Below are 22561 nucleotides of genomic sequence, written 5' to 3'. Positions count from 1 at the left end.
TGCCCCACCGCTACCCGGAAACCCAGTCATCCCGGCGCTTGTGGCGGCTGCCGCGGCGGCTGGCGACACTGCCGGGGGCCTGCGCTGGCCGGGGCCGATATCCGGCAAACGGGGCCCTCGTCGCGCAGCGGCACAGCTGCCTGCGCAATACAACCCGGCGGCGTGGCGACGACCGCGCCACGCCGCTGGCAACCAGACCGTCAGGCGGCCAGGATCTTGTTCCACTCCGCCACGCGGTCGGCCTTGGCGGCCAGCGCGGCTTCGGCATCGCCCTCGATCTTCAACGACTTGATGACGTCGCCCTGCTGGACAGCGTCCACCACCTCGATCCCTTCGATCACCTTGCCGAACACGGTGTGCTTGCCGTCCAGCCAGCCGCAGGGCACGTGGGTGATGAAGAACTGGCTGCCGTTGGTGCCGGGGCCGGCATTGGCCATCGACAGCACACCCCGCTCATGGCCAAGGCCGTTGTTGGCCTCGTCCTCGAAGCGGTAGCCCGGGCCGCCGCGACCGGAGCCTTCGGGGCAGCCGCCCTGGATCATGAAATCGGCGATCACGCGGTGGAAATTCAGGCCATCGTAGAAGCCGCGCTTGGCCAGGTTGACGAAATTGGCCACGGTCAGCGGGGCTTTGTCGGCGGCCAGCTCGACCTTGATCAGGCCGCGGTCGGTGTCGAAATTGGCGATCAGGCTCATCTTGTTCATCTCCGGATGCCCGGACGGGCACATGAACCCTATATAATAGCCGGCTTCCCATCCGTCATTGCCGCGCCCTGCCGTCTCGTAGACGGTACCCGGGTGCGGTTTCCACGAGCCCTCCCGAATGTCCGTCGAACGCCTCCGCAACATCGCCATCGTCGCCCACGTCGACCATGGCAAGACCACTCTCGTCGATTGCCTGCTGAAGCAGTCCGGCACCCTCAACGAGCGCACGGTGCTGGCCGAACGCGTGATGGACAGCAACGACCAGGAAAAGGAACGCGGCATCACCATCCTGGCCAAGAACACCGCCATCACCTGGCAGGGCAACCGCATCAACATCGTCGACACCCCCGGCCACGCCGACTTCGGCGGCGAGGTCGAGCGCGTGCTGTCGATGGTCGACTCGGTGCTGATCCTGGTGGATGCGATGGACGGGCCGATGCCGCAGACCCGCTTCGTTACCCAGAAGGCGTTCGCGATGGGCTTCAAGCCGATCGTGGTGGTCAACAAGGTGGACCGCCCCGGCGCGCGCCCGGACTGGGTGATCGACCAGGTGTTCGACCTGTTCGACAAGCTCGGCGCCACCAACGAGCAGCTGGACTTCCCGATCGTCTATGCCTCCGGCCTGAACGGCTACGCCGGCATGGAAGACACCGTGCGCGAAGGCGACATGACCCCGCTGTACGAGGCGATCATGAAGTACGTGCCGGCGCCGCAGGTCGAGGCCGAAGGCCCGTTCCAGATGCGCATCAGCCAGCTGGACTACAACAATTTCGTCGGCGTCATCGGCATCGGCCGCGTCCAGCGCGGCACCCTGAAGAAGAACATGCCGGTCACCGTGATCGACCGCGAAGGCAAGAAGCGCCAGGGCAAGGTGCTGCAGGTGCTGGGCTTCATGGGCCTGGAGCGGATCGAACAGGGCAGCGCCGAGGCCGGCGACATCGTCGCCATCTCGGGCATTTCCGAACTCAGCATCTCCGACACCGTGTGCTCGATCGACACCCCGGAAGCGCTGCCGGCGCTGACCGTGGACGAGCCCACCATCTCGATGACCTTCCAGGTCAACAACTCGCCGTTCGCCGGCAGCAAGGATCTGTCCGGCGGCAAGTTCCTGACCAGCCGCCAGCTCAAGGACCGGCTGGAGCGCGAGACCGTGCACAACGTGGCGCTGAAGGTCGAGCAGCTCGAGGACGCCGACAAGTTCCTGGTCTCCGGCCGCGGCGAGCTGCACCTGTCGGTGCTGATCGAGAACATGCGCCGCGAGGGCTACGAGCTGGCGGTGTCGCGCCCCGAGGTCATCATCAAGGAAATCGACGGCCAGCTGATGGAGCCGATCGAGCAGCTGGTGGTCGATGTCGAGGAAATCCACCAGGGCGGCGTGATGGAGAAGCTGGGCACCCGCAAGGGCCAGCTGAAGAACATGGAATCCGACGGCAAGGGCCGCGTGCGCCTGGACTACATGATCCCGGCGCGCGGCCTGATCGGCTTCCAGAACGAGTTCAAGACCCTGACCCAGGGCTCGGGCCTGCTGTTCCACGTGTTCGACCACTACGGCCCGAAGGAAACCGGTGCAATTGCGAAACGCCTCAACGGCGTGATGATCGCCAACGCCGCCGGCCCCACCCCGGCCTATTCGCTGGGCCCGCTGCAGGAGCGCGGCAAGCTGTTCGCCGCCGAAGGCGACCAGGTCTATGAAGGCCAGCTGGTCGGCATCCACAGCAAGGACAACGACCTCACCGTCAACGTCATCAAGACCAAGCCGCTGACCAACATGCGCGCCTCCGGCAAGGACGACGCGATCCAGCTGACCCCGGCCACCAAGTTCTCGCTGGAACAGGCGCTGGACTTCATCGACGACGACGAGCTGGTCGAGATCACGCCGAAGGAAATCCGCCTGCGCAAGAAGCAGCTGACCGAGAGCGACCGCAAGCGCGCCAGCCGCGCGTCGTAAGCCCGCGGCGATCCCGGCATGAGCGTTTTCCTGGGCTGGCTGCCGGATGCAGCCACGCAGGCCGCGCTGGCCGACCTCCGCCTGCGGGTGGAGGCGGCGCTGCCGGCCGGCGCGCCGCGCCACGACTGGCGCAGGCCGGCGCAGTGGCACATGACCCTGCGCTACCTCGGCGAGCGCATCGACGAAGCGCAGCGCGCACGCGTCGAATCGGCGATGGCCGGATTCGCGGCCGCAATCGCGCCGGCCGACGCCTCGATCACCGGCGCCCAGTACTGGCCGCATGCGCGCGTGCTGGTGGCGAAGATCGACGCTTCACCTGCACTGAAGGCGCTGCTGAAACAACTGGAAGCCGATGCGCAAGGCAGCGGCTTCATGAAGGAGCGCGCGCAGACCGCGCACATCACCCTCGCCTACCTGCCTCGGGGCGCCACGCCGCCGGCGTTGGCCGGCCTCGACGCCAACACCCCGTTGCAGGTCGGGAGGATCGATCTGCTGCAGACTGTTCCCGGCGGCTACGACGCCCTTGCTTCGTGGCCGCTGGCCGGCCGGGGCGACGCATGAGCGCCGGCCCGCGCGCCAGCGCTGCCGAAGCGCATCGTGGCCTGCATGCTGTGGCGCTGTTCGAAGCGGCCAAAGGCGTGCTGGCGCTGCTGGCAGCCACCGGGATGGAGTGGCTGGGCCCGGCGCCGCTGCAGCGCGCACTGGATGCGCTGCTGGCGCTGCTGCATCTGGATCCCGCGCACGGCAGCCCGGCTTGGCTGGCGCATGCGCTCAATCCCGATGCCGTGCACCTGGCCGCGGCGGTTGCCGTGCTGTACGGCGCGGTGCGCCTTGCCGAGGCGTGGGGGCTCTGGCGCGCCAAGGCCTGGGCGTCATGGCTGGGCCTGTCCGCCGCGCTGTACCTGCCGTTCGATATCTATGCCTTCGCCCTGCATCGCCACTGGCTGGAAGTGGTGGCGGTTGCGATCAACCTGCTGGTGGTCTGGGTGCTGGCGCGCGACCTGCTCAAGCGCCGCCACTGAGGCGGATTGCCCGCGGCGGCCAGCCGGGCCATGCTTGCGCGTCCTCCCGGGAGTCTCGCCGATGCGCCACCTGCCGCTTGCCCTCGCCCTCGCCGCCCTGCTCGGCGCCTGCCAGCCTGCCCCGCAAACCCCCACGAAGGACGCGGCCAAGCCCGCCGCAGGCGCGTCGGCGTTCGCGTTCGAGGAGGCCGGCATCACCGAGTTGCAACGACGGATGGCCGATGGCGCGGTGACCAGCCACGCGCTGACGCAGGCCTATCTCGATCGCATCGCCGCCATCGACAAGGCCGGCCCCACGCTCAATTCGGTGATCGAACTCAACCCGGCTGCATTGAAGGAAGCCGAAGCGCTGGATGCCGAGCGCAAGGCCGGCAGACTGCGCGGGCCACTGCACGGCATCCCGGTGCTGCTGAAGGACAATATCGACGCCACCCCGATGGTGAATTCCGCGGGCTCGCTGGCGCTCGCGGAACACCGGCCGAAGGCCGATGCCTTCCTGGTCGCGAAGCTGCGCCAAGCCGGCGCGGTGATCCTGGGCAAGACCAACCTGTCGGAATGGGCCAACTTCCGCTCGACCCGCTCCACCTCCGGCTGGAGCGGCCGCGGCGGCCAGACCCGCAACCCCTACGTGCTCGACCGCAATCCCTGCGGCTCCAGCGCCGGCAGCGGCACCGCCATCGCCGCCAACCTCGCCACCGCCGGCATCGGCACCGAAACCGACGGCAGCATCATCTGCCCGGCGGCGGTGGCCGGGCTGGTCGGTCTCAAGCCCACGGTGGGGCTGGTCAGCCGCAGCGGCATCATCCCGATCTCCGCCTCGCAGGACACCGCCGGACCGATGACCCGCAGCGTCGCCGACGCCGCCGCACTGCTCACCGCGATCGCCGCGGCCGACCCCGGTGATGCGGCCAGCAGCGAACGCCCGCAGTCGGCACCGGTCGATTACACCGCCCACCTCAAGGCCGACGCGCTGAAAGGCGCGCGGATCGGTGTGGTGCGCAAACTGATGGGCTACCACCCCGATACCGACGCCACGATGGAGCGCGCGATCGCCGCGATGAAGGCGGCCGGCGCCACCGTGGTCGATGCTGAAATCCCCACCCTCGGGCAATGGGATGCGGCCGAGTACGAAGTGCTGCTGTATGAATTCAAGGATGGCCTGAACGCCTATCTCGCCGGCAGCGGCGCGCCGCACAAATCGCTGGAGGCGCTGATCGCTTTCAACAACCAGAATGCCGCGAGCGAAATGCCGTTCTTCGCCCAGGAGATCTTCGAGCAGGCCAATGCCAAGGGGCCGCTGAGCGACAAGGCCTATCTCGACGCCCGTGACAAGGCGCGCCGCCTGGCCGGCCCGGAAGGCATCGATGCGGCGCTGAAGAAGCATGGCCTCGACGCGCTGGTGGCGCCGGCGATGTCGCCGGCGTGGCCGATCGACCCGGTCAACGGCGACCATTTCCTCGGCGCCGGCTACGGCGCCTCCGCAGTGGCCCGTTATCCCAGCCTGACCGTGCCGATGGGCGAAGTGCACGGCCTGCCGGTCGGCATCGTGTTCATGGGCACCGCCTGGAGCGAACCCAAGCTGATCGAACTGGGTTACGCGTTCGAACAGGCCAGCAAGGCGCGCAAGCCGCCACGCTTCCTGCCCACCATCGCCACCGCTTCGCCGTAGGCCGTGCCCCGTCCCGGCGCCACTCCGCCGGGCGCGGAGTGGCCGCAAGGCGCCTTCTATTCCCCGATCGCGCCGCGCTTGCGCACGATCAGCATCGCGATCTCCAGCGCCTGCTCGTAGTTGAGGCGCGGGTCCACGGTGCTGCGGTAGTCCCGCTGCAGGTCCACTTCAGTCAACTGCCGCGCGCCGCCGAGACATTCGGTGACGTTCTCGCCGGTCATTTCCAGATGCACGCCGCCCAGGTGGGTGCCGGCGGCCGCGTGCAGGTCGAACGCCTGCTCGATCTCGCTGCGGATGTTGGCGAAGCGGCGGGTCTTGTAGCCGTTGCTGGTGGATTCGGTATTGCCGTGCATGGCATCGCAGATCCACAGCACCCGGCGGCCCTCGCGCTGCACCGCGTCCAGCAGCGGCGGCAGCTTGTCGGCGATGTGCCCAGCGCCCATGCGATGGATCAGGCCCAGCCGGCCGGGCTCGTCGTCCGGGTTCAGCGCATCGATCACCCGCAGCAGCTGGTCGGGGGTCACCGACGGCCCCACCTTGACCGCCACCGGGTTGCGGATGCCGCGGAAGTACTCCACGTGCGCGCCGTCCAGCGCGGCGGTGCGCATGCCGATCCACGGGAAATGCGTGCTCAGGTTGAACCAGCCGTCGGCGCGCGGCACCTGCCGGGTCTGCGACTCCTCGTAGTGCAGCAGCAGCGCTTCGTGGGAGGTGTAGAAGTCCACCCGGTTGAGGCTCTGCATGCGCCGCCCGGCCAGAGTCTCCATGAAGCGCACCGCATCGCCGATCCCCGCCACCATCTTCTGGTAATCGGCCGCGTGGGGCGACTGGCTGACCCAGCCCAGTCCCCAGTATTCCGGGTGGTGCAGGTCGGCGAATCCGCCATCGATCAGCGAACGCACGAAGTTCATCGTCATCGCCGAACGCGCGTGCGCCTTCACCATCCGCCGCGGATCGGGGATACGCGACTGCGGCTCGAACTCCGGGCCATTGACGATGTCGCCGCGGTAGCTCGGCAGGGTCACGCCGTCGCGCGTCTCGGTGTCGGCCGAGCGCGGCTTGGCATACTGGCCGGCGAACCGCCCCACCCGCACCACCGGCAGCTTCAGTCCGTGCACCAGCACCAGGCTCATCTGCAGCAGCACCTTCAGCCGGTTGGAGATGACGTCGGAACTGCACTCGGCGAAGGTCTCGGCACAATCGCCGCCCTGCAGCAGGAACCGCCTGCCTTCCTGTGCCTCGGCCAGCTGTTGCTTGAGCGCCAGGATCTCCCGTGACGTCACCAGCGGCGGCAGCGCCCGCAGCTCATCGCGGGTGGCCGCCAGCGCCTCGGCGTCGGGATAGGTCGGCATCTGCAGCGCGGGCTTGGCGCGCCAGCTCGAAGGCGACCAGTCGGCCGAGGGTGCTGCAGCGGGAGGAAAGGCGATTGCGGGATGGGTCGACATCGGGACGGAACCGGGATCTGCTGCATTGCATCATCACGCCCCGGAACCGCGATCGCAACCGTTACCTGCGGAACCGATGGGCATGGCGACGCAGGAATCCGGCATACAGCGCCCCGAAGCCCAGCACGACGAACCACAGCAGCGCCCACATCGGCATCGACAGGCCGAGGAACTGCCAGTCGATGTTGCTGCAGTCACCGGTTGCCTGCAGCACCTTGCGTGCCGCGCCCAGCCAGGAGTGCTGCTCGACGATGAAATTCAGGCCAGGCCCGCAGCTGGGCAGCTCCGGCGGATACAGCTGCACCCAGCTGTGCCGGCCCGCGTAGCCCATGCCGGCGGCAGCCGCGACGAATGCCAGCACGCCCCACACCTTGCGGGCGCCCGGCGCGCGCGGCGCGTGCAGCGCCCCCAGCAGGAACACCAGCCCCAGCGCGGCGAAACAGATGCGCTGGAAGATGCAGAACGGGCAAGGCTGGATGCCCAGCTGGAACTGCACGAAGAACGCGTAACCCAGCAGCGCCGCGCAGATGACGAAACCGAACAGGAACTGTTGGCGGAACGACCAGCGGAACGGATTCATGCGAACGCCTTCGGGGAATCCACTGGATTATGGCGCAGTCGGCCACAAAACGAAAAACCCCGGGGCGACCCGGGGTTTTCGTTGCGCCGCAGAAGCGTCCGCGACGCTTATTCGGAAGCCTGCGGACGGTCCACCAGCTCGACGTACGCCATGGGCGCGTTGTCGCCGGCGCGGAAGCCGCACTTGAGGATGCGCAGGTAGCCGCCCGGACGCTGCGCGTAGCGCGGACCCAGCACGGTGAACAGCGTGCCCACCGCTTCCTTGTCGCGCAGGCGCGAGAACGCCAGACGGCGGTTGGCCACGCCGTCGGTCTTGGCCAGGGTGATCAGCGGCTCGGCCACGCGGCGCAGTTCCTTGGCCTTGGGCAGGGTGGTGCGGATGATTTCGTTCTTGATCAGCGACGCCGCCATGTTCGAGAACATCGCACTGCGGTGGGCGCTGGTGCGGTTGAACTTGCGGCCGGATTTCTGGTGGCGCATGGGTGTGATTCCTGATGAAGGTTGAAACGATGGAGTTCGCTGTCGTCGTCCTGACGTTGGAGTCTTGGGCTGCGGGTGGCCCGAACCGGCGTCCCTTGCCGGTCATGCCGCGAACTTTGGTTCGTCGGCGGTATTACTTGTTTCGAGAAGAAACTAGAGCAGAACGTGAGCCGCGGCTTGCGCCGCGATTGCACCCCCGGCCCTCGCGCATGGCGCTCGGGCGTTCGTCGCCGCGCGAACTGCCGTTAAGGCAGTTCGCAAACGCGGCGACTCACCCCATCATGCCGTGGCTGGCGACGCCGGCCGGCGGCCAGTTCTCCAGCTTCATGCCGAGCGACAGGCCCTTCTGGGCCAGCACTTCCTTGATCTCGGTGAGCGACTTCTTGCCCAGGTTCGGGGTCTTGAGCAGCTCCACTTCGGTCTTCTGGATCAGGTCGCCGATGTAGTAGATGCTCTCGGCCTTGAGGCAGTTGGCCGAACGCACCGTCAGCTCGAGGTCGTCGATCGGGCGCAGCAGCAGCGGATCGACGCCGGTGCTGGCCTGCGGCTTGGCGCCGCGGTCGCGATGCGTGAAATCGCCGAACACCGACAGCTGGTCGGTGAGGATGTCGGCCGCGGTACGCACCGCCTCTTCCGCATCGATGGTGCCGTTGGTCTCGATCTCCATCACCAGCTTGTCGAGGTCGGTACGCTGCTCGACGCGCGCGGCTTCCACCGCGTAGGCGACGCGCCGGACCGGCGAGAACGAAGCATCCAGCATGAGGCGACCGATGGTGCGGGTCTCCTCGTCCGGGCGGCGGCGCGCGGAGGCCGGCTGGTAGCCGAAACCGCGGCTGATGGTGAGGCGCATGTTCAGCGCCACGTCCTTGGTCAGGTTGGCGATCACGTGGTCGGGGTTGAGCACCTCGACGTTGTGGCTGGTCTTGATGTCGCCGGCGGTGACGACGCCCGGACCCTGCTTCTTCAGCTCCAGGGTGTCGGTGTCGCCGCTGTGCATGCGGATGGCGACGTCCTTGAGGTTCAGCAGGACCTCGAGCACGTCCTCCTGCAGGCCTTCGACCGTGGTGTACTCGTGCAGCACGCCGTCGATCTCGACTTCGGTGATCGCGAAGCCGGGGATCGAGGACAGCAGCACGCGACGCAGCGCATTGCCCAAGGTGTGGCCGTAACCGCGCTCCAGCGGCTCGATCACGACCTTGGCGCGGTTGTCGGTGATGCGCTCGATCTGCGGTCCGCGCGGACGCAGCACTTGGGTGGCGGTAACCGTCATTCGTGGTGTCTCCTGCTGGCCTGCGCGCTGGGCGCAGGCCGGTGGCAATGGCTTACTTCGAGTACAGCTCGACGATCAGCGCTTCGTTGATGTCGCTGGGCAGGTCGGCCCGGTCCGGCACGGCCTTGAACACGCCGGCGAACTTGTTCGAATCCACCTCGACCCACGAGGGCGACAGGTTCATCTGCTCGGCCAGGGTCAGCGACTCCTTGACGCGCAGCTGCTTCTGGGCCTTCTCGGACAGGGCGATGGCATCGCCGGCCTTGACCGCGTAGGACGGCAGGTTGACCGGCTTGCCGTTGACGGTCACGCCGCGGTGGCTGACCAGCTGGCGCGCGGCCGGACGGGTGACCGCAAAACCCATGCGGTAGACGACGTTGTCCAGGCGGGTTTCCAGCAGCTGCAGCAGGTTCTCGCCGGTGTTGCCCTTCTTGGTCGCAGCCTTCTTGTAGTAGTTGCGGAACTGGCGCTCCAGCAGACCGTAGATGCGCTTGACCTTCTGCTTCTCGCGCAGCTGGGTGGCGTAGTCGGACAGCTTGCCCTTGCGGGCGGTGGCGCCGTGCTGGCCGGGCTTCTGCTCCAGCTTGCACTTGGAATCGAGCGCGCGGGCCGGCGACTTCAGCGAGAGGTCGGCGCCTTCGCGACGGGCGAGCTTACAGGTGGGACCGATATAACGAGCCATGTTCTAGTGCTCCCGCGCGTCAGACGCGACGCTTCTTCGGCGGACGGCACCCGTTGTGCGGGATAGGCGTCACGTCGATGATGTTGAGGATCTTGTAGCCGACGTTGTTCAGCGAACGAACGGCGGATTCTCGGCCCGGACCCGGACCCTTGATGCGCACTTCCAGCGCCTTGACCCCGTAGTCCAGCGCGGCCTTGCCAGCCTTCTCGGCGGCAACCTGCGCGGCGAACGGAGTGGACTTGCGAGAGCCGCGGAAACCCGCGCCGCCCGAAGTCGCCCAGCTCAGGGCATTGCCCTGGCGGTCGGTGATGGTGATGATCGTGTTGTTGAAAGAAGCGTGGACATGCGCAATTCCGTCGGTGACGACGCGCTTGATCTTCTTCTTGGTCTTGGTTGCTGCCGGCTTGGCCATGATGTCTGTTCCTTACTTCCGGATGGCCTTGCGCGGGCCCTTGCGGGTGCGCGCATTGGTGCGGGTGCGCTGGCCACGCAGCGGCAGGCCGCGGCGGTGGCGCAGTCCGCGATAGCAGCCCAGGTCCATCAGACGCTTGATGGCCATGCCGACTTCGCGGCGCAGGTCGCCTTCGACGATGAACTTGCCGACTTCGGAGCGCAGGCGCTCGACTTCCGGCTCGGACAGGTCACGGATCTTGGTCGACGAGTTGACGCCAGCCGATTCACAGACCTGCTTGGAACGGGTACGGCCAATGCCGTAGATGCTTTGCAGCCCGACCCAGACGTGCTTCTGGGCAGGCAAGTTGACGCCCGCAATACGCGCCATAAGGCGATCTCCGATAAACGAAATGACGCCGAACCGAGAGATTCGACGTGGGAAACGTGAAATTGTAACCCAATCCCGACTTGTCAGGAAGCCAAGGCAAGCCCTGGCCCGGCATGGGGAGTGTGCCCATGCTCCGGCGATGGCCCCGGACTGGCAGCGCCCGGCCCTTGCGGGCCCGGCCTGCCCGCGCGCTACTCTGGCGCGCGGATCGGTCCGGGGCCACCCGCACGCGGGATCGTCGCGCGGGTCGCCCATTTGCCGGTTCGCGCGTTCGTCGAACCGGCGGTTGTCACTTGCCCCGCAGCGGATGCGGGGACGGATGCGCGGCCCCGCTCAGCGGGCGCCGCGCCCCTTGAGGTTGGCCTTCTTCAACAGGCTCTCGTACTGGTGCGACATCAGGTGCGCCTGGATCTGCGCGATGAAGTCCATCACCACCACCACCACGATCAGCAGCGAGGTGCCGCCGAAGTAGAACGACGCGCCCATTTCGGTACGCATCACTTCCGGCAGCAGGCAGACCAGCACCAGGTAGGCCGAACCGGCCGCGGTCAAGCGGGTCAGCACGCCATCGATGTACTCGCCGGTGGCCTTGCCCGGACGGATGCCCGGAATCAGCGCGCCGGACTTCTTGAGGTTGTCCGCGGTTTCCTGCGAGTTGAACACCAGCGCCGTGTAGAAGAACGCGAAGCCGACGATCAGCGCAGCCAGCAGGATCATGTGCAGCGGTTCGCCCGGCGACAGCATCTGGCTGACCTTCTGCAGCCACACCGTGGCGGAGCTGCCGGACTGGCCGAACCACGTCGACGCCGTGGCCGGGAACATGATGATCGACGATGCGAAGATCGGCGGGATCACGCCCGACATATTGAGCTTGAGCGGCAGGAACGAGCTCTGGTTCTGGTAGCCGCCGCGGGCGCCCTGGCGACGCGCGTAGTTCACCGTGATGCGGCGCTGGCCGCTCTCCATGAACACCACGAACCAGGTCACCGCCAGCACGATCGCCAGGATGAAGAACACCGTGATCCACTGCATGTCGCCGCTGTTGGCCTGCTGCAGGGTGTTCAACACCGCGCCGGGCAGACCGGCGACGATGCCGGCGAAGATGATCAGCGACACACCGTTGCCGATGCCGCGCTCGGTCACCTGCTCGCCCAGCCACATCAGGAACACCGTGCCGGCGGTCAGCGAGACCACCGCGGTCACCACGAAGCCGAGGCCCGGGTTGTAGACCACCGGTACGCCGCCGCTCGCGCCCTGGCCCTGCAGCGCGATGGCGATGCCGGCGGCCTGGAACACCGCCAGGAACACCGAACCCACGCGCGAGTACTGGGTGATCTTGCGACGGCCCGACTCGCCTTCCTTTTGCAGCGCCTTCAGGCTTGGCAGGATCTGCACCATCAGCTGCATCACGATGGACGCGGAGATGTAGGGCATCACGTTCAGCGCGAACAGGCTGAAACGCGCAAGCGCGCCGCCGGAGAACATGTTGAACATGTCCACCACGGTGCCCTTCTGCGAGTCCATCAGCTGGAGCATCGCCTCGGGATTGACGCCCGGCACCGGGATGAAGCAGCCGATGCGGTAGACGATCAACGCACCGATGACGAACAGGAGGCGCGAGCGAAGTTCCGTGAACTTGCCCGCGCCCATCAGGCCTGCCAATGCTCCAGCACTGCGCGACATGCCTTTCTTACTCCGCCAGCTTGCCGCCGGCCGCTTCGATCGCGGCCTTGGCGCCGGCGGTCGCAGCGATGCCCTTCAGCACGTAAGCCTTGGTCACTTCGCCCTTGGCGACGACCTTGGCGCGCTTGGCGGTGCTCGGCACCAGCTTGGCGGCACGCAGGGCGGCGAAATCGATCTCGCCGGCCGGCAGCATGTCCAGCTTGTACAGCAGCACTTCGGCGCAGTCGTTGGCCATCTTCGAGCGGAAGCCGATCTTCGGCAGGCGGCGCTGCATGGGGATCTGGCCGCCTTCGAAACCGGCCTTGATCTTGCCCTTGCCGGAGCGCGCGAACGAACCCTTGTGACCGCGGCCACAGGTCTTGCCGAGGCCGGAGCCGATGCCGCGACCGACGCGACGCGGTTCCTGGCGGGCGCCGTCCGCGGGCTTGAGTGTATTGAGCTTCATGTGATTACTCCTCCACCTTCACCAGGTAGTGGACCTTGTTGATCAGGCCACGAACCTGCGGGCTGTCCTTGAGTTCGCGGACGCTGTTGAGCTTGCCGAGGCCGAGCGCCTTGACCGACAGGCGATGGCGCGACTGGGTGCCGCGCAGGCCCTTGACCAGGCGGACCTTGATGGTCTTGTCGTTAGCCATTGATCAGATCCTCCACCTTCTTGCCGCGCTTGGCCGCGATCTTCGCCGGGGAGTGCATCGACTCCAGGCCCTTGATCGTGGCGCGCACCAGATTGATCGGATTGCGCGAGCCGACCGCCTTGGCCAGCACGTTCTTCACGCCAACCGCTTCCAGCACGGCGCGCATCGCGCCGCCGGCGATCACGCCGGTACCTTCGGAGGCGGGCTGCATGAACACGCGGGCAGCGCCGTGTCCAGCCTTGACCTGATGGAACAGGGTGCCGTTGTTCAGATCGACCGAGCTCATGCCCTTGCGAGCCTGCTCCATCGACTTCTGGATGGCGACCGGCACTTCGCGCGCCTTGCCATAGCCGAAACCGATCCTGCCGGCGCCGTCGCCCACCACCGTCAGCGCGGTGAAGGTGAACTGACGGCCACCCTTGACGGTCTTGCTGACGCGATTGACGGCGATCAGCTTCTCGATCATGCCGTCATCGACTTTTTCCTCGCGGGGACCGCGATCGCGGCCGCGGGATTCGCGTTGTTCTGCCATTTCGATGTCTCGATTGTTGAGGGAATTTGCGGCTTTGCCGCTTATGGTTGTGGAGTGCTGCGGGTGTTCCGCCATCGCCGCAACCGGCGGTGGCGACCGATGCGAGCCGCATCGGCAGCAGACAGCGGAAGGCAAGGAGCCGGAGCCCCTCGCCTTCAGGCCCTTAGAACTGCAGGCCGCCTTCGCGCGCGGCGTCGGCCAGCGCCTTGATGCGCCCGTGGTAGCGGTAGCCCGAACGGTCGAACGCAACGCGCTCGATGCCGGCGGCCTTGGCACGCTCGGCGATCATCTGGCCGACCTTGGCGGCAGCCTCGGCGTTCTTGCCGTTCTTCAGGCCGGCTTTCACGTCGGCCTCGACGGTAGCGGCCGAAGCCAGCACCTTGGCGCCGTCGTGGGTGAACAGCTGGGCGTACAGGTGCTGGCCGGTGCGCAGCACCGACAGGCGCGGCACGCCGAGTTCGCGGATGTGTGCACGGGTCGACTTGGCGCGACGCAGGCGGGCGATCTTCTTTTCCATGGTCTTCTTCTCCGAAAGCTGAAGGCTGTGCTTGCCCCGAAGAGTCCGCACGAGGATGTGCGGGCTCTTGCCAGGGATGCGCAATTACGCCTTCTTGGCTTCCTTGCGGATGATGGTCTCGTCGGAATACTTCACGCCCTTGCCCTTGTAGGGCTCCGGCGGGCGGTAACCACGGATCTTGGCGGCAACTTCACCCACCAGCTGCTTGTCGGCACCCGCGACCAGGATCTCGGTCTGGGTCGGCGTGGTGATGGTGATGCCCGCCGGCGGCGCAAACAGGATGGGGTGCGAATAGCCCAGCGACAGGTTGAGATCCTGACCCTGCATGGCGGCGCGGTAACCCACGCCGACCAGCTCGAGCTTGCGCTCGAAGCCGGAGCTGACGCCGTGCACCATGTTGGCGACGATCGCGCGCAGGGTGCCGGCGAGCGGCACCAGCGACGGATCGTTGGCCGACAGCTGCGCGTGGCCGTCTTCGATCTTGACTTCGATGCCGGCCGGCTTGGCGACGGTCAGGGTGCCCTTCGGGCCCTTGACGCTGATCGCGTCCGACTGGACGTTGACTTCGACGCCCTTGGCGAGGACGACGGGCTTCTTGGCGACTCGGGACATGTTCGTTACTCCCTTAGGCCACGATGCACAGGACTTCGCCGCCGACGCCGTGCTGGCGCGCCTGCGAGTCGGTCATGATGCCCTTGGAGGTGGAAACGATCGCCACGCCGAGGCCGTTCAGGACCTTCGGCAGCGCATCCTTGCCACGATACTGGCGCAGACCCGAGCGCGACACGCGCTTCAGGGTCTCGATCACCGGCTTGCCCTCGAAGTACTTCAGGGCGATTTCAAGCTCGGCCTTGGCGCCGTTCGGGGTCACGCGGGCGTCGGCAATGTAGCCTTCGTCCTTGAGGACGTTGGCAATCGCGACCTTGACCTTGGAGGACGGCATCTTCACCGCCGGCTTGCCAACCGCGGCCGCATTCCTGATGCGGACCAGCATGTCGGCGATAGGATCAGTCATGCTCATATGGATTCACCTGATGAGTAGCACCGATATCCGCTTTCGCGAAAATCTTTCGGATTGTGGACGCCGCGAAACTGGAACGTCGCGGCGCTGTTGCAGGCGCAAACCCCGCATCGCTGCGGGGTTCGGGAGCCGCCACCGCCGCTTTCGCGACAGGTAGCGGATCAGTATAGCAGTTTTTTTACCAGCTCGCCTTGCGCAGGCCAGGCACGTCGCCATTCATCGTCGCCTTGCGCAGCGCGTTGCGGCCCAGGCCGAACTTGCTGTAGACCGCACGCGGGCGACCGGTGAGGGCGCAGCGGGTGGTCTGGCGGGACGGTGAGGAGTCGCGCGGCAGCTTCTGCAGCTTGGTCGCGGCCACCATCTTGTCCTCGTAGGACGCGTCCTGGCTGGCGATGACCTTCTTCAGCGCGTCGCGCTTGGCGGCGTACTGCTTGGCCAGTTTGGCGCGCTTGGCTTCGCGGTTGATCATGGAAGTCTTGGCCATGACGTGTCCTTTAGTTGCGGAACGGGAAGCGGAAGGCTTCGAGCAGGGCCTTGGCCTCGGCGTCGGTCTTCGCGGTGGTGGTGATGGCGATGTCCATGCCGCGCATCGCATCAACGGCGTCGAAGTCGATCTCCGGGAAGATGATCTGCTCCTTCACGCCCATGTTGTAGTTGCCGCGACCGTCGAACGAACGCCCCGACACGCCGCGGAAGTCGCGGACGCGCGGCAGCGAGATGTTGATCAGGCGGTCGAGGAACTCGAACATCTGGGCGCGGCGCAGGGTCACCTTGCAACCGATCGGCCAGCCGTCGCGGATCTTGAACGAAGCCACCGAAACGCGCGACTTGGTGACCACCGGCTTCTGGCCGGAGATCTTGGTCATGTCGGCGACGGCGTTCTCGAGCACCTTCTTGTTGGTGGCCGCTTCGCCCACGCCCATGTTCAGCGTGACCTTGACGAGCTTCGGGACCTGCATCGGATTGGTGTAGCCGAACTGCTGCATGAGCTTCGGCACCACTTCTTCCTTGTAGAACTTTTCAAGACGGGTGTTCATGTCAGATAGCCTCGCCGCTGGAGCGGAACACGCGGATGCGCTTTCCATTCTCGAGCACCTTGGTGGCAACGCGACCGCCCTTGCCCGTTGCCGGGTCCAGCAGCATCACGTTGGAAATGTGGATCGACGCCTCGCGCTCGATCACGCCGCCGGGCTGGCCGGCCTGCGGATTGGGCTTGGTGTGGCGCTTGACCAGGTTCAGGTTGGCAACGTAGACGCGCTCTCCATCGACGCGCACCACTTCGCCAGTCTGGCCCTTGATCTTCTTGTTACCAGTGGTCACGACCACCTGGTCACCCTTGCGGATACGGTTCATGTTCTTCCTTCCTCCGCTCAGAGCACTTCAGGCGCGAGCGAGACGATCTTCATGAACTTCTCGGTGCGCAGCTCACGGGTCACGGGCCCGAAGATGCGAGTGCCGATCGGCTCTTGCTTGTTGTTCAACAGCACGGCGGCGTTACCGTCGAAGCGGATCAGCGAACCGTCGGCGCGACGCACACCCTTGCGGGTACGCACCACGACGGCGTCGTAGACGTCGCCCTTCTTCACCTTGCCGCGCGGAATCGCTTCCTTCACCGACACCTTGATGATGTCACCGATGCCGGCATAACGGCGCTTGGAGCCGCCGAGCACCTTGATGCACATCAGTTCCTTGGCACCGGAGTTGTCGGCAACGTCGAGAAAGCTCTGCATCTGGATCATGGCTGTCTCTCCTGCTTACTCGGCGGCACGCGTGATGACTTCCACCACGCGCCAGTTCTTGGTCTTGGACATCGGTGCGCATTCCGCCACGCGGACGACATCACCTTCGTTGCAGGTGTTGTCGGCATCGTGCGCGTGCAGCTTGGTCGAGCGACGGATGTACTTGCCGTACAGCGCGTGCTTGACCTGGCGCTCTACGAGCACCGTCACGGTCTTGTCCATCTTGTTGCTGACAACGCGGCCTTCGACCGTGTGCAGCTTCTTGGTTTGTTCAGTCATGTCTGCCGTTCCTTACTTCGTCACGCTGGCTTGCAGCGCGCCGAGCAGCGTGTTGACGCGAGCGATCTCGCGGCGCACGCGGCGGGGCTCGTTGGTCTTGGACGGGGGCAGCTGGCCGGTGGCCTTCTGCATGCGAAGCGCGAAGCGCTCCTTCTGCAGTTCGACCAGGTGGGCCTTCAGTTCGTCCGCCGACTTCTGACGCAGTTGCTTGAGTTCCATCAGCGCACCGTCCGGGTCACGAAAGTGGTGGTGACCGAGAGCTTTGCCGACGCCAGGCGGAACGCCTCGCGCGCGATTTCCTCGCTGACGCCCTCGATCTCGTAGATCATGCGGCCGGGCTGGATCTGGGCGACCCAGTACTCCACGTTGCCCTTGCCCGAGCCCATGCGGACTTCGATCGGCTTCTTGGTGATCGGCTTGTCGGGGAACACGCGGATCCACATCTTGCCGCCACGCTTGACGTAACGGCTGATGGAACGACGCGCGGCCTCGATCTGGCGGGCGGTGAGCTGGCCGGTGGCGGTCGCCTTCAGGCCGAACTCACCGAAGCTGACCGCGTTCGCGCTCCAGCTCAGGCCCTCATTGCGGCCCTTGTGGACCTTGCGGTATTTGGTTCGCTTGGGTTGCAACATGATTAATCCCTCGCTTCGCCGCGCTCGGCGCGGTCGCCACGGTCACGGCGCGGACCACGCGGACGCTCACGGTCGCCGCCACGCGGCGCCGGGGAATCGTCCTGCTTCTCCTGGCCAACCTGGGAGAAATCGAAGATCTCGCCCTTGTAGACCCACACCTTGATACCGATGATGCCGTAGGTGGTCTTCGCTTCCGCGAAGCCGTAGTCGATGTCCGCACGCAGGGTGTGCAGCGGCACGCGGCCTTCGCGGTACCACTCGGAACGGGCGATTTCAGCACCGTTCAAGCGGCCAGCCACGTTGACCTTGATGCCCAGCGCGCCGAGACGGATCGCGTTCCCGACCGCGCGCTTCATGGCGCGACGGAACATGATGCGGCGCTCCAGCTGCTGGGCGATGGACTCGGCCACCAGCTGCGCGTCGAGTTCCGGCTTGCGGACTTCGGTGACGTTGATGTGCGCCGGCACGCCGAGCACATCGGACACTTCCTTGCGCAGCTTCTCGATGTCCTCGCCGCGCTTGCCGATCACCACGCCCGGACGGGCGGTGTGGATGGTCACGCGGGCGTTGTTGGCCGGACGCTCGATCAGGATCTTGCTGATGCCGGCCTGGGCCAGCTTCTTGCGCAGCATGTCGCGGACGCGGAGGTCGGCCGTCAGGAACTCGGCGAACTGCTTCTTGCCGGCATACCACTTGGAATTCCAGTCCTTGGCGATGCCCAGGCGGATGCCGATCGGATTGACTTTATGACCCATGATTACTTGCCCTCGCCGACGATCACGGTGATGTGGCTGGTGCGCTTGGTGATGCGCGTGCCACGGCCCTTCGCACGCGCCATGAAGCGCTTCAGCGAGGGACCCTCATCGACCATGATGGTCTTGACCTTGAGTTCGTCCGCATCGGCGCCGTTGTTGTTCTCGGCGTTCGAGGCAGCCGAGAACACGACCTTGTAGATCATGCCCGCGGCCTTCTTGTCCGAGAACTTCAACAGGTCGAGCGCACGGGCGACGGGGAGCCCACGCACCTGGTCTGCCACCAGGCGAACCTTCTGGGCGGAGATGCGCGCACTGCGCAGGACGGCTTTCGCTTCCATGGTCATCTCCTTACTTCCCCTTCTTGTCGCCGCCATGACCCTTGAACGTACGGGTCACGGCGAACTCGCCAAGCTTGTGGCCAATCATGTTTTCGTTGATCAGCACAGGGACGTGGTTCTTGCCGTTGTGCACGGCGATGGTGAACCCGATCATTTCCGGCAGGATCGTCGAACGACGCGACCAGGTCTTGATCGGCTTCTTGCTGCTACCCGCGGTCTCCACCTTCTTCTGCAGATGGTGGTCGATGAACGGGCCCTTCTTGAGTGAACGTGCCATTGCCGATTAGCTCCTGCGATCGCGCACGATGAACTGCTGGGTGCGCTTGTTCTTGCGGGTCTTGTAACCCTTGGTCGGCACGCCCCACGGGGTGACCGGATGCGGGTTGCCCTGGCCAGCCTTCGCCTCGCCACCACCGTGCGGGTGATCGACGGGGTTCATGGCCGCGCCGCGCACGGTCGGCTTGACGCCGCGCCAGCGGGCGGCACCGGCCTTGCCGAGCTTCTGCAGGCCATGCTCGTCATTGCTGACTTCGCCGATGGTGGCACGGCATTCGGCCGGCACCTTGCGCATTTCGCCGGAGCGCAAACGCAGGGTGGCGTAGACGCCTTCGCGGGCGACCAGCTGGACGCCAGCGCCGGCGGCACGGGCGAGCTGCGCGCCCTTGCCGGGCTTCATCTCGATGCAGTGGATCGTGGAACCCACCGGGATGTTGCGCAGCGGCAGGGTGTTGCCGGCCTTGATCGGGGCATCACGACCCGCGATCACCTGGTCGCCGGCCTTGAGGCCCTTCGGCGCGATGATGTAGCGGCGCTCGCCGTCGGCGTAGCACAGCAGCGCGATGTGCGCGGTGCGGTTGGGATCGTACTCGATGCGCTCAACGCGGGCCGGGATGCCCTCCTTGTCGCGCTTGAAGTCGATGATGCGGTAATGCTGCTTGTGCCCACCGCCGATGTGGCGGGTGGTGATGCGGCCGTGGTGGTTGCGGCCACCGGTCTTGCTCTGCTTCTCGACCAGCGGCGCGTAGGGTGCGCCCTTGTGCAGATCCGGCGTCACCACGCGGACCATCGAGCGACGGCCGGCAGAGGTGGGCTTGAATGTCATCAGTGCCATGGACTTGTTCCTCAGGCCGAGGCCGTCATCACGTCGATCGCCTGGCCTTCGGCCAGGGTGACGTACGCCTTCCGCCAATCGCCGCGGCGGCCCTGGCGAAACTTGAAGGACTTGGTCTTGCCCTTCACGTTCACCACGTTGACCGCCTCGACCTTGACGTCGAAGATCTTCTCGACCGCCGCCTTGACATCAGCCTTGGTGGCGGTCTTCGCGATTTCGAAGACGTATTGGTTGGAGACTTCCTGCAGGCGCGCGGTCTTTTCGGACACACGCGGCGCACGGATCACTTCGTACAGGTTTGCGGCGCTCATGCCAGCCACTCCTCGATCTTCTTCACCGCGTCGGTTGTCACCAGCACGGTATCGGCGCCGACCAGGGCGACCGGATCCAGGCCCTGCACGTCACGCACCTGCACGTAGGGCAGATTGCGCGCGGACAGGTACAGGTTGTCGGTCGCTTCCTCGGTGACGATCAGCGGGCGCCTGCCGGCCTTCAGCTCGGCGAGCTTGGCCACCAGACCCTTGGTCTTCGGTGCATCGATGTCGAACGACTCGATCACGGTGATCCGGCCCTGACGATTCAGCTCGGACAGGATCGACGCGATCGCGGCGCGGTACATCTTGCGGTTGACCTTCTGCGCGAAGCTGCGCGGCTTGGCCGCGAAGGTCACGCCACCGCCGACGAAGATCGGGGCCGTCAGGGCGCCATGACGCGCGCCGCCGCCCTTCTGCTTCTTCGACTTCTTGGTGGTGCCGTTGACTTCCGAACGCGTCTTCTGCGCCTTGGTGCCGGCACGACCAGCGTTGCGGTACGCCACGACGACCTGATGGATCAGGTCCTCACTGAAGGCGCGATCGAACACCGCCTCGGAGACCGCCAGCTTGGCGCCGCCATTGATATTCAGTTCCATGATCAGACTCCCTTGCTCGTCGGGCGCACGATCACATCGCCGCCCGGCGCACCCGGGATCGCGCCACGCACGGCGATCAAGCCGCGCTCGGCATCGACCTTCACGACCTGCAGGTTCTGCGTGGTCTGGGTGACGTGGCCCATGTGGCCGGCCATCTTCTTGCCCGGGAACACGCGGCCCGGCGTCTGGCGCTGACCGATCGAGCCCGGCGCGCGATGCGACAGCGAGTTACCGTGGGTGGCATCACCCATCTTGAAGTTCCAGCGCTTGATCGTGCCCTGGAAGCCCTTGCCCTTGGTCACGCCCTGGACGTCGACGATCTGGCCCTCACTGAAGATGTCGGCCTTGATCTCGCCGCCCACTTCAAAGCCACCGATCTGGTCCGCTTCGACGCGCAGCTCCCACAGGCCACGACCCGCTTCCACCTTGGCCTTGGCCAGGTGGCCGGTGGCCGGCTTGGTCAGCAGGCTGGCGCGCTTGACGCCCGCGGTGACCTGCACGGCGCTGTAGCCGTCGGTTTCCACGGTCTTGATCTGGGTGATGCGGTTCGGCGTGGCTTCGATCAGGGTCACCGGCACGGCCTTGCCGTCCTCGGTGAACATGCGGCTCATACCGGCCTTGCGACCGACGATGCCGAGCGAATACTTCTTCGCGCTCATCTCGGTACTCCTCAGGTCAGCTTGATCTGGACATCAACGCCAGCCGCGAGTTCGAGCTTCATCAGCGCGTCCACGGTCTTGTCGTTGGGGTCGACGATGTCGAGCACGCGCTTGTGCGTGCGGGTCTCATACTGATCGCGCGCGTCCTTGTCGACGTGCGGCGAGGTCAGGATGGTGTAACGCTCGATCTTGGTCGGCAGCGGGATCGGGCCGCGCACTTGCGCGCCGGTCCGCTTGGCCGTCTCGACGATCTCGCTGGCCGAACGGTCGATCAGACGATGATCGAACGCCTTCAGCCGGATGCGAATCTTCTGGTCCGCCATGGGAGGAATGCCTCATGTTCTAAAGAGCGACAGGTGCGACGGCGTTGGGTGCGCCACACCCCGTGAATACAACGGGTCTTGCGGGTTTTCGCTGCGTCCTGCATGCGAATTGGCGAGCCGGATGCCCGGCCCGCCAGAACAGGTTTCCATGAACGCGCCGAAAGGCCCCGCCGATGTGTCCCGGAAACTTCCGGAACGGACGAGGCCTTGCCACGCGACATCTCCCTGTCTGGCGAACACGAAGCGCATCCTGCGCTTCATTTCGCGCCCCGACCGGAACTCAAATTCCGCTGGGGTCGTGCATTCTAACGGGGGTTTGCTGGACTTTGCAAGTCCGGATTCCCTTTTGTTTCCGCACGTCATTCCCGCCTGGCGGGAATGACGCTTCGAAGCCGGACCCCCCGCCTGCGCGGGGTGATGTTCTGGCCAACCGCGCGCCGAAGCGCGCGGGGCCTCGCATCACTTGATGATCTTCGCCACCACGCCGGCGCCGACGGTGCGGCCGCCTTCGCGGATCGCGAAGCGCAGGCCTTCGTCCATCGCCACCGGGTTGATCAGCGTGACCACCATCTTCACGTTGTCGCCCGGCATCACCATCTCGGTGCCTTCCGGCAGCTGGCAAGCGCCGGTGATGTCGGTGGTGCGGAAGTAGAACTGCGGGCGGTAGCCCTTGAAGAACGGGGTGTGACGGCCGCCCTCGTCCTTCGACAGCACGTACACCTCGGCCTCGAACTCGGTGTGCGGGGTGATCGAACCCGGCTTGCACAGCACCTGGCCGCGCTCCACGTCGTCACGCTTGGTGCCGCGCAGCAGCAGGCCCGCGTTGTCGCCCGCCTGACCCTGGTCC

General features: G+C 66.0%; 35 protein-coding genes. 4 read left to right on the top strand and 31 right to left on the bottom strand.

Annotation, left to right across the window (positions count from 1 at the left end):
- Window positions 1-200: 200 nt before the first annotated feature.
- On the bottom strand, window positions 201-695 hold the full coding sequence (locus tag G582_RS0109130; protein ID WP_028839581.1) for a peptidylprolyl isomerase: 495 nt from the start codon (window positions 693-695) through the stop codon (window positions 201-203).
- Window positions 696-822: 127 nt separating this feature from the next.
- Between G582_RS0109130 and typA the strand changes: the two genes are divergently transcribed.
- From typA to G582_RS16130, 4 genes are all read left to right on the top strand, one after another.
- On the top strand, window positions 823-2652 hold the full coding sequence (gene typA, locus G582_RS0109125) for a translational GTPase TypA (protein ID WP_028839580.1): 1830 nt from the start codon (window positions 823-825) through the stop codon (window positions 2650-2652).
- An 18-nt stretch (window positions 2653-2670) separates the two neighbouring features.
- Entirely contained in the window at window positions 2671-3213 is a 543-nt protein-coding gene (locus G582_RS0109120; protein ID WP_028839579.1) for a 2'-5' RNA ligase family protein, read from the top strand.
- A complete protein-coding gene (locus tag G582_RS0109115; RefSeq protein WP_028839578.1) occupies window positions 3210-3674 on the top strand; it encodes a DUF2127 domain-containing protein in 465 nt (154 codons plus the stop codon). Before G582_RS0109120 ends, G582_RS0109115 begins: the two co-directional genes overlap by 4 nt.
- 61 nt (window positions 3675-3735) lie before the next feature.
- Complete coding sequence (locus tag G582_RS16130; protein WP_051247075.1) at window positions 3736-5343, top strand: amidase; 1608 nt, start codon at window positions 3736-3738, stop codon at window positions 5341-5343.
- A gap of 56 nt (window positions 5344-5399) precedes the next feature.
- On the opposite strand, the gene G582_RS0109105 is transcribed toward G582_RS16130, so the two are convergent.
- From G582_RS0109105 to G582_RS0108960, 30 genes are all read right to left on the bottom strand, one after another.
- Window positions 5400-6788, bottom strand: a complete 1389-nt coding sequence (locus tag G582_RS0109105) for a class II 3-deoxy-7-phosphoheptulonate synthase (RefSeq protein ID WP_028839577.1) — start codon at window positions 6786-6788, stop codon at window positions 5400-5402.
- 61 nt (window positions 6789-6849) lie between these two features.
- Window positions 6850-7368, bottom strand: coding sequence for a disulfide bond formation protein B (locus G582_RS0109100; protein WP_028839576.1), 519 nt, complete (start codon window positions 7366-7368; stop codon window positions 6850-6852).
- A gap of 107 nt (window positions 7369-7475) precedes the next feature.
- Entirely contained in the window at window positions 7476-7847 is a 372-nt protein-coding gene (gene rplQ, locus G582_RS0109095; RefSeq protein ID WP_028839575.1) for a 50S ribosomal protein L17, read from the bottom strand.
- A 271-nt stretch (window positions 7848-8118) separates the two neighbouring features.
- Window positions 8119-9117 carry a DNA-directed RNA polymerase subunit alpha gene (locus tag G582_RS0109090; protein WP_028839574.1) on the bottom strand — a complete coding sequence of 333 codons (999 nt, stop codon included), beginning with the start codon at window positions 9115-9117 and terminating at the stop codon, window positions 8119-8121.
- Between the two features lie 52 nt (window positions 9118-9169).
- Window positions 9170-9799 (bottom strand): 30S ribosomal protein S4, encoded by a 630-nt coding sequence (rpsD, locus tag G582_RS0109085; RefSeq protein WP_028839573.1) that lies wholly within the window; start codon window positions 9797-9799, stop codon window positions 9170-9172.
- 19 nt (window positions 9800-9818) lie between these two features.
- Window positions 9819-10211: a 30S ribosomal protein S11 gene (gene rpsK / locus G582_RS0109080; RefSeq protein WP_028839572.1), complete on the bottom strand. Its 393-nt coding sequence runs from the start codon at window positions 10209-10211 to the stop codon at window positions 9819-9821.
- Window positions 10212-10223: 12 nt separating this feature from the next.
- Window positions 10224-10580, bottom strand: coding sequence for a 30S ribosomal protein S13 (rpsM, locus tag G582_RS0109075; protein WP_028839571.1), 357 nt, complete (start codon window positions 10578-10580; stop codon window positions 10224-10226).
- A gap of 333 nt (window positions 10581-10913) precedes the next feature.
- A complete protein-coding gene (secY, locus tag G582_RS0109070; protein ID WP_028839570.1) occupies window positions 10914-12263 on the bottom strand; it encodes a preprotein translocase subunit SecY in 1350 nt (449 codons plus the stop codon).
- A 7-nt stretch (window positions 12264-12270) separates the two neighbouring features.
- Entirely contained in the window at window positions 12271-12708 is a 438-nt protein-coding gene (rplO, locus tag G582_RS0109065; protein ID WP_028839569.1) for a 50S ribosomal protein L15, read from the bottom strand.
- Window positions 12709-12712: 4 nt separating this feature from the next.
- The gene (gene rpmD, locus G582_RS0109060; protein WP_028839568.1) at window positions 12713-12898 is read right to left on the bottom strand and encodes a 50S ribosomal protein L30; all 186 of its coding nucleotides are present in this window, start codon (window positions 12896-12898) and stop codon (window positions 12713-12715) included.
- On the bottom strand, window positions 12891-13430 hold the full coding sequence (gene rpsE, locus G582_RS0109055) for a 30S ribosomal protein S5 (protein WP_038053588.1): 540 nt from the start codon (window positions 13428-13430) through the stop codon (window positions 12891-12893). The genes rpmD and rpsE overlap by 8 nt, the downstream gene beginning before the upstream one ends.
- Before the next feature lie 163 nt (window positions 13431-13593).
- The gene (rplR, locus tag G582_RS0109050; protein ID WP_028839566.1) at window positions 13594-13947 is read right to left on the bottom strand and encodes a 50S ribosomal protein L18; all 354 of its coding nucleotides are present in this window, start codon (window positions 13945-13947) and stop codon (window positions 13594-13596) included.
- Between the two features lie 84 nt (window positions 13948-14031).
- The gene (gene rplF, locus G582_RS0109045; RefSeq protein ID WP_028839565.1) at window positions 14032-14559 is read right to left on the bottom strand and encodes a 50S ribosomal protein L6; all 528 of its coding nucleotides are present in this window, start codon (window positions 14557-14559) and stop codon (window positions 14032-14034) included.
- A gap of 13 nt (window positions 14560-14572) precedes the next feature.
- On the bottom strand, window positions 14573-14968 hold the full coding sequence (gene rpsH, locus G582_RS0109040) for a 30S ribosomal protein S8 (protein ID WP_028839564.1): 396 nt from the start codon (window positions 14966-14968) through the stop codon (window positions 14573-14575).
- A 178-nt stretch (window positions 14969-15146) separates the two neighbouring features.
- Entirely contained in the window at window positions 15147-15452 is a 306-nt protein-coding gene (gene rpsN, locus G582_RS0109035; protein WP_028839563.1) for a 30S ribosomal protein S14, read from the bottom strand.
- A gap of 10 nt (window positions 15453-15462) precedes the next feature.
- Window positions 15463-16005 (bottom strand): 50S ribosomal protein L5, encoded by a 543-nt coding sequence (gene rplE / locus G582_RS0109030; RefSeq protein ID WP_028839562.1) that lies wholly within the window; start codon window positions 16003-16005, stop codon window positions 15463-15465.
- A 1-nt stretch (window position 16006) separates the two neighbouring features.
- Window positions 16007-16321, bottom strand: a complete 315-nt coding sequence (gene rplX, locus G582_RS0109025; protein ID WP_028839561.1) for a 50S ribosomal protein L24 — start codon at window positions 16319-16321, stop codon at window positions 16007-16009.
- Window positions 16322-16338: 17 nt separating this feature from the next.
- Window positions 16339-16707, bottom strand: a complete 369-nt coding sequence (rplN, locus tag G582_RS0109020; protein ID WP_028839560.1) for a 50S ribosomal protein L14 — start codon at window positions 16705-16707, stop codon at window positions 16339-16341.
- 15 nt (window positions 16708-16722) lie between these two features.
- Entirely contained in the window at window positions 16723-16986 is a 264-nt protein-coding gene (gene rpsQ, locus G582_RS0109015; RefSeq protein ID WP_028839559.1) for a 30S ribosomal protein S17, read from the bottom strand.
- A 12-nt stretch (window positions 16987-16998) separates the two neighbouring features.
- Window positions 16999-17205 (bottom strand): 50S ribosomal protein L29, encoded by a 207-nt coding sequence (gene rpmC / locus G582_RS0109010; protein ID WP_028839558.1) that lies wholly within the window; start codon window positions 17203-17205, stop codon window positions 16999-17001.
- Complete coding sequence (gene rplP / locus G582_RS0109005) at window positions 17205-17618, bottom strand: 50S ribosomal protein L16 (RefSeq protein WP_028839557.1); 414 nt, start codon at window positions 17616-17618, stop codon at window positions 17205-17207. The genes rpmC and rplP overlap by 1 nt, the downstream gene beginning before the upstream one ends.
- Window positions 17619-17620: 2 nt before the next feature.
- Window positions 17621-18373 carry a 30S ribosomal protein S3 gene (gene rpsC / locus G582_RS0109000; RefSeq protein ID WP_028839556.1) on the bottom strand — a complete coding sequence of 251 codons (753 nt, stop codon included), beginning with the start codon at window positions 18371-18373 and terminating at the stop codon, window positions 17621-17623.
- A 2-nt stretch (window positions 18374-18375) separates the two neighbouring features.
- Window positions 18376-18711: a 50S ribosomal protein L22 gene (rplV, locus tag G582_RS0108995; RefSeq protein ID WP_028839555.1), complete on the bottom strand. Its 336-nt coding sequence runs from the start codon at window positions 18709-18711 to the stop codon at window positions 18376-18378.
- A gap of 10 nt (window positions 18712-18721) precedes the next feature.
- A complete protein-coding gene (rpsS, locus tag G582_RS0108990) occupies window positions 18722-18988 on the bottom strand; it encodes a 30S ribosomal protein S19 (protein WP_028839554.1) in 267 nt (88 codons plus the stop codon).
- A gap of 6 nt (window positions 18989-18994) precedes the next feature.
- Window positions 18995-19822, bottom strand: a complete 828-nt coding sequence (rplB, locus tag G582_RS0108985; RefSeq protein ID WP_028839553.1) for a 50S ribosomal protein L2 — start codon at window positions 19820-19822, stop codon at window positions 18995-18997.
- An 11-nt stretch (window positions 19823-19833) separates the two neighbouring features.
- Window positions 19834-20133, bottom strand: a complete 300-nt coding sequence (gene rplW, locus G582_RS0108980; RefSeq protein ID WP_028839552.1) for a 50S ribosomal protein L23 — start codon at window positions 20131-20133, stop codon at window positions 19834-19836.
- Complete coding sequence (gene rplD / locus G582_RS0108975) at window positions 20130-20732, bottom strand: 50S ribosomal protein L4 (protein WP_028839551.1); 603 nt, start codon at window positions 20730-20732, stop codon at window positions 20130-20132. Before rplD ends, rplW begins: the two co-directional genes overlap by 4 nt.
- Before the next feature lie 2 nt (window positions 20733-20734).
- Window positions 20735-21391 (bottom strand): 50S ribosomal protein L3, encoded by a 657-nt coding sequence (gene rplC / locus G582_RS0108970; protein ID WP_028839550.1) that lies wholly within the window; start codon window positions 21389-21391, stop codon window positions 20735-20737.
- A gap of 11 nt (window positions 21392-21402) precedes the next feature.
- Window positions 21403-21714, bottom strand: coding sequence for a 30S ribosomal protein S10 (rpsJ, locus tag G582_RS0108965; RefSeq protein WP_024891232.1), 312 nt, complete (start codon window positions 21712-21714; stop codon window positions 21403-21405).
- 459 nt (window positions 21715-22173) lie between these two features.
- Window positions 22174-22561 (bottom strand): EF-Tu C-terminal domain-related protein (locus tag G582_RS0108960; protein WP_028839549.1); only part of this gene is annotated, 388 nt, incomplete at its 5' end.

The sequence above is a fragment of the Thermomonas fusca DSM 15424 genome, from assembly GCF_000423885.1.
Taxonomy (GTDB): domain Bacteria; phylum Pseudomonadota; class Gammaproteobacteria; order Xanthomonadales; family Xanthomonadaceae; genus Thermomonas; species Thermomonas fusca.
This window is presented reverse-complemented; position numbering and strand designations above follow the sequence as displayed.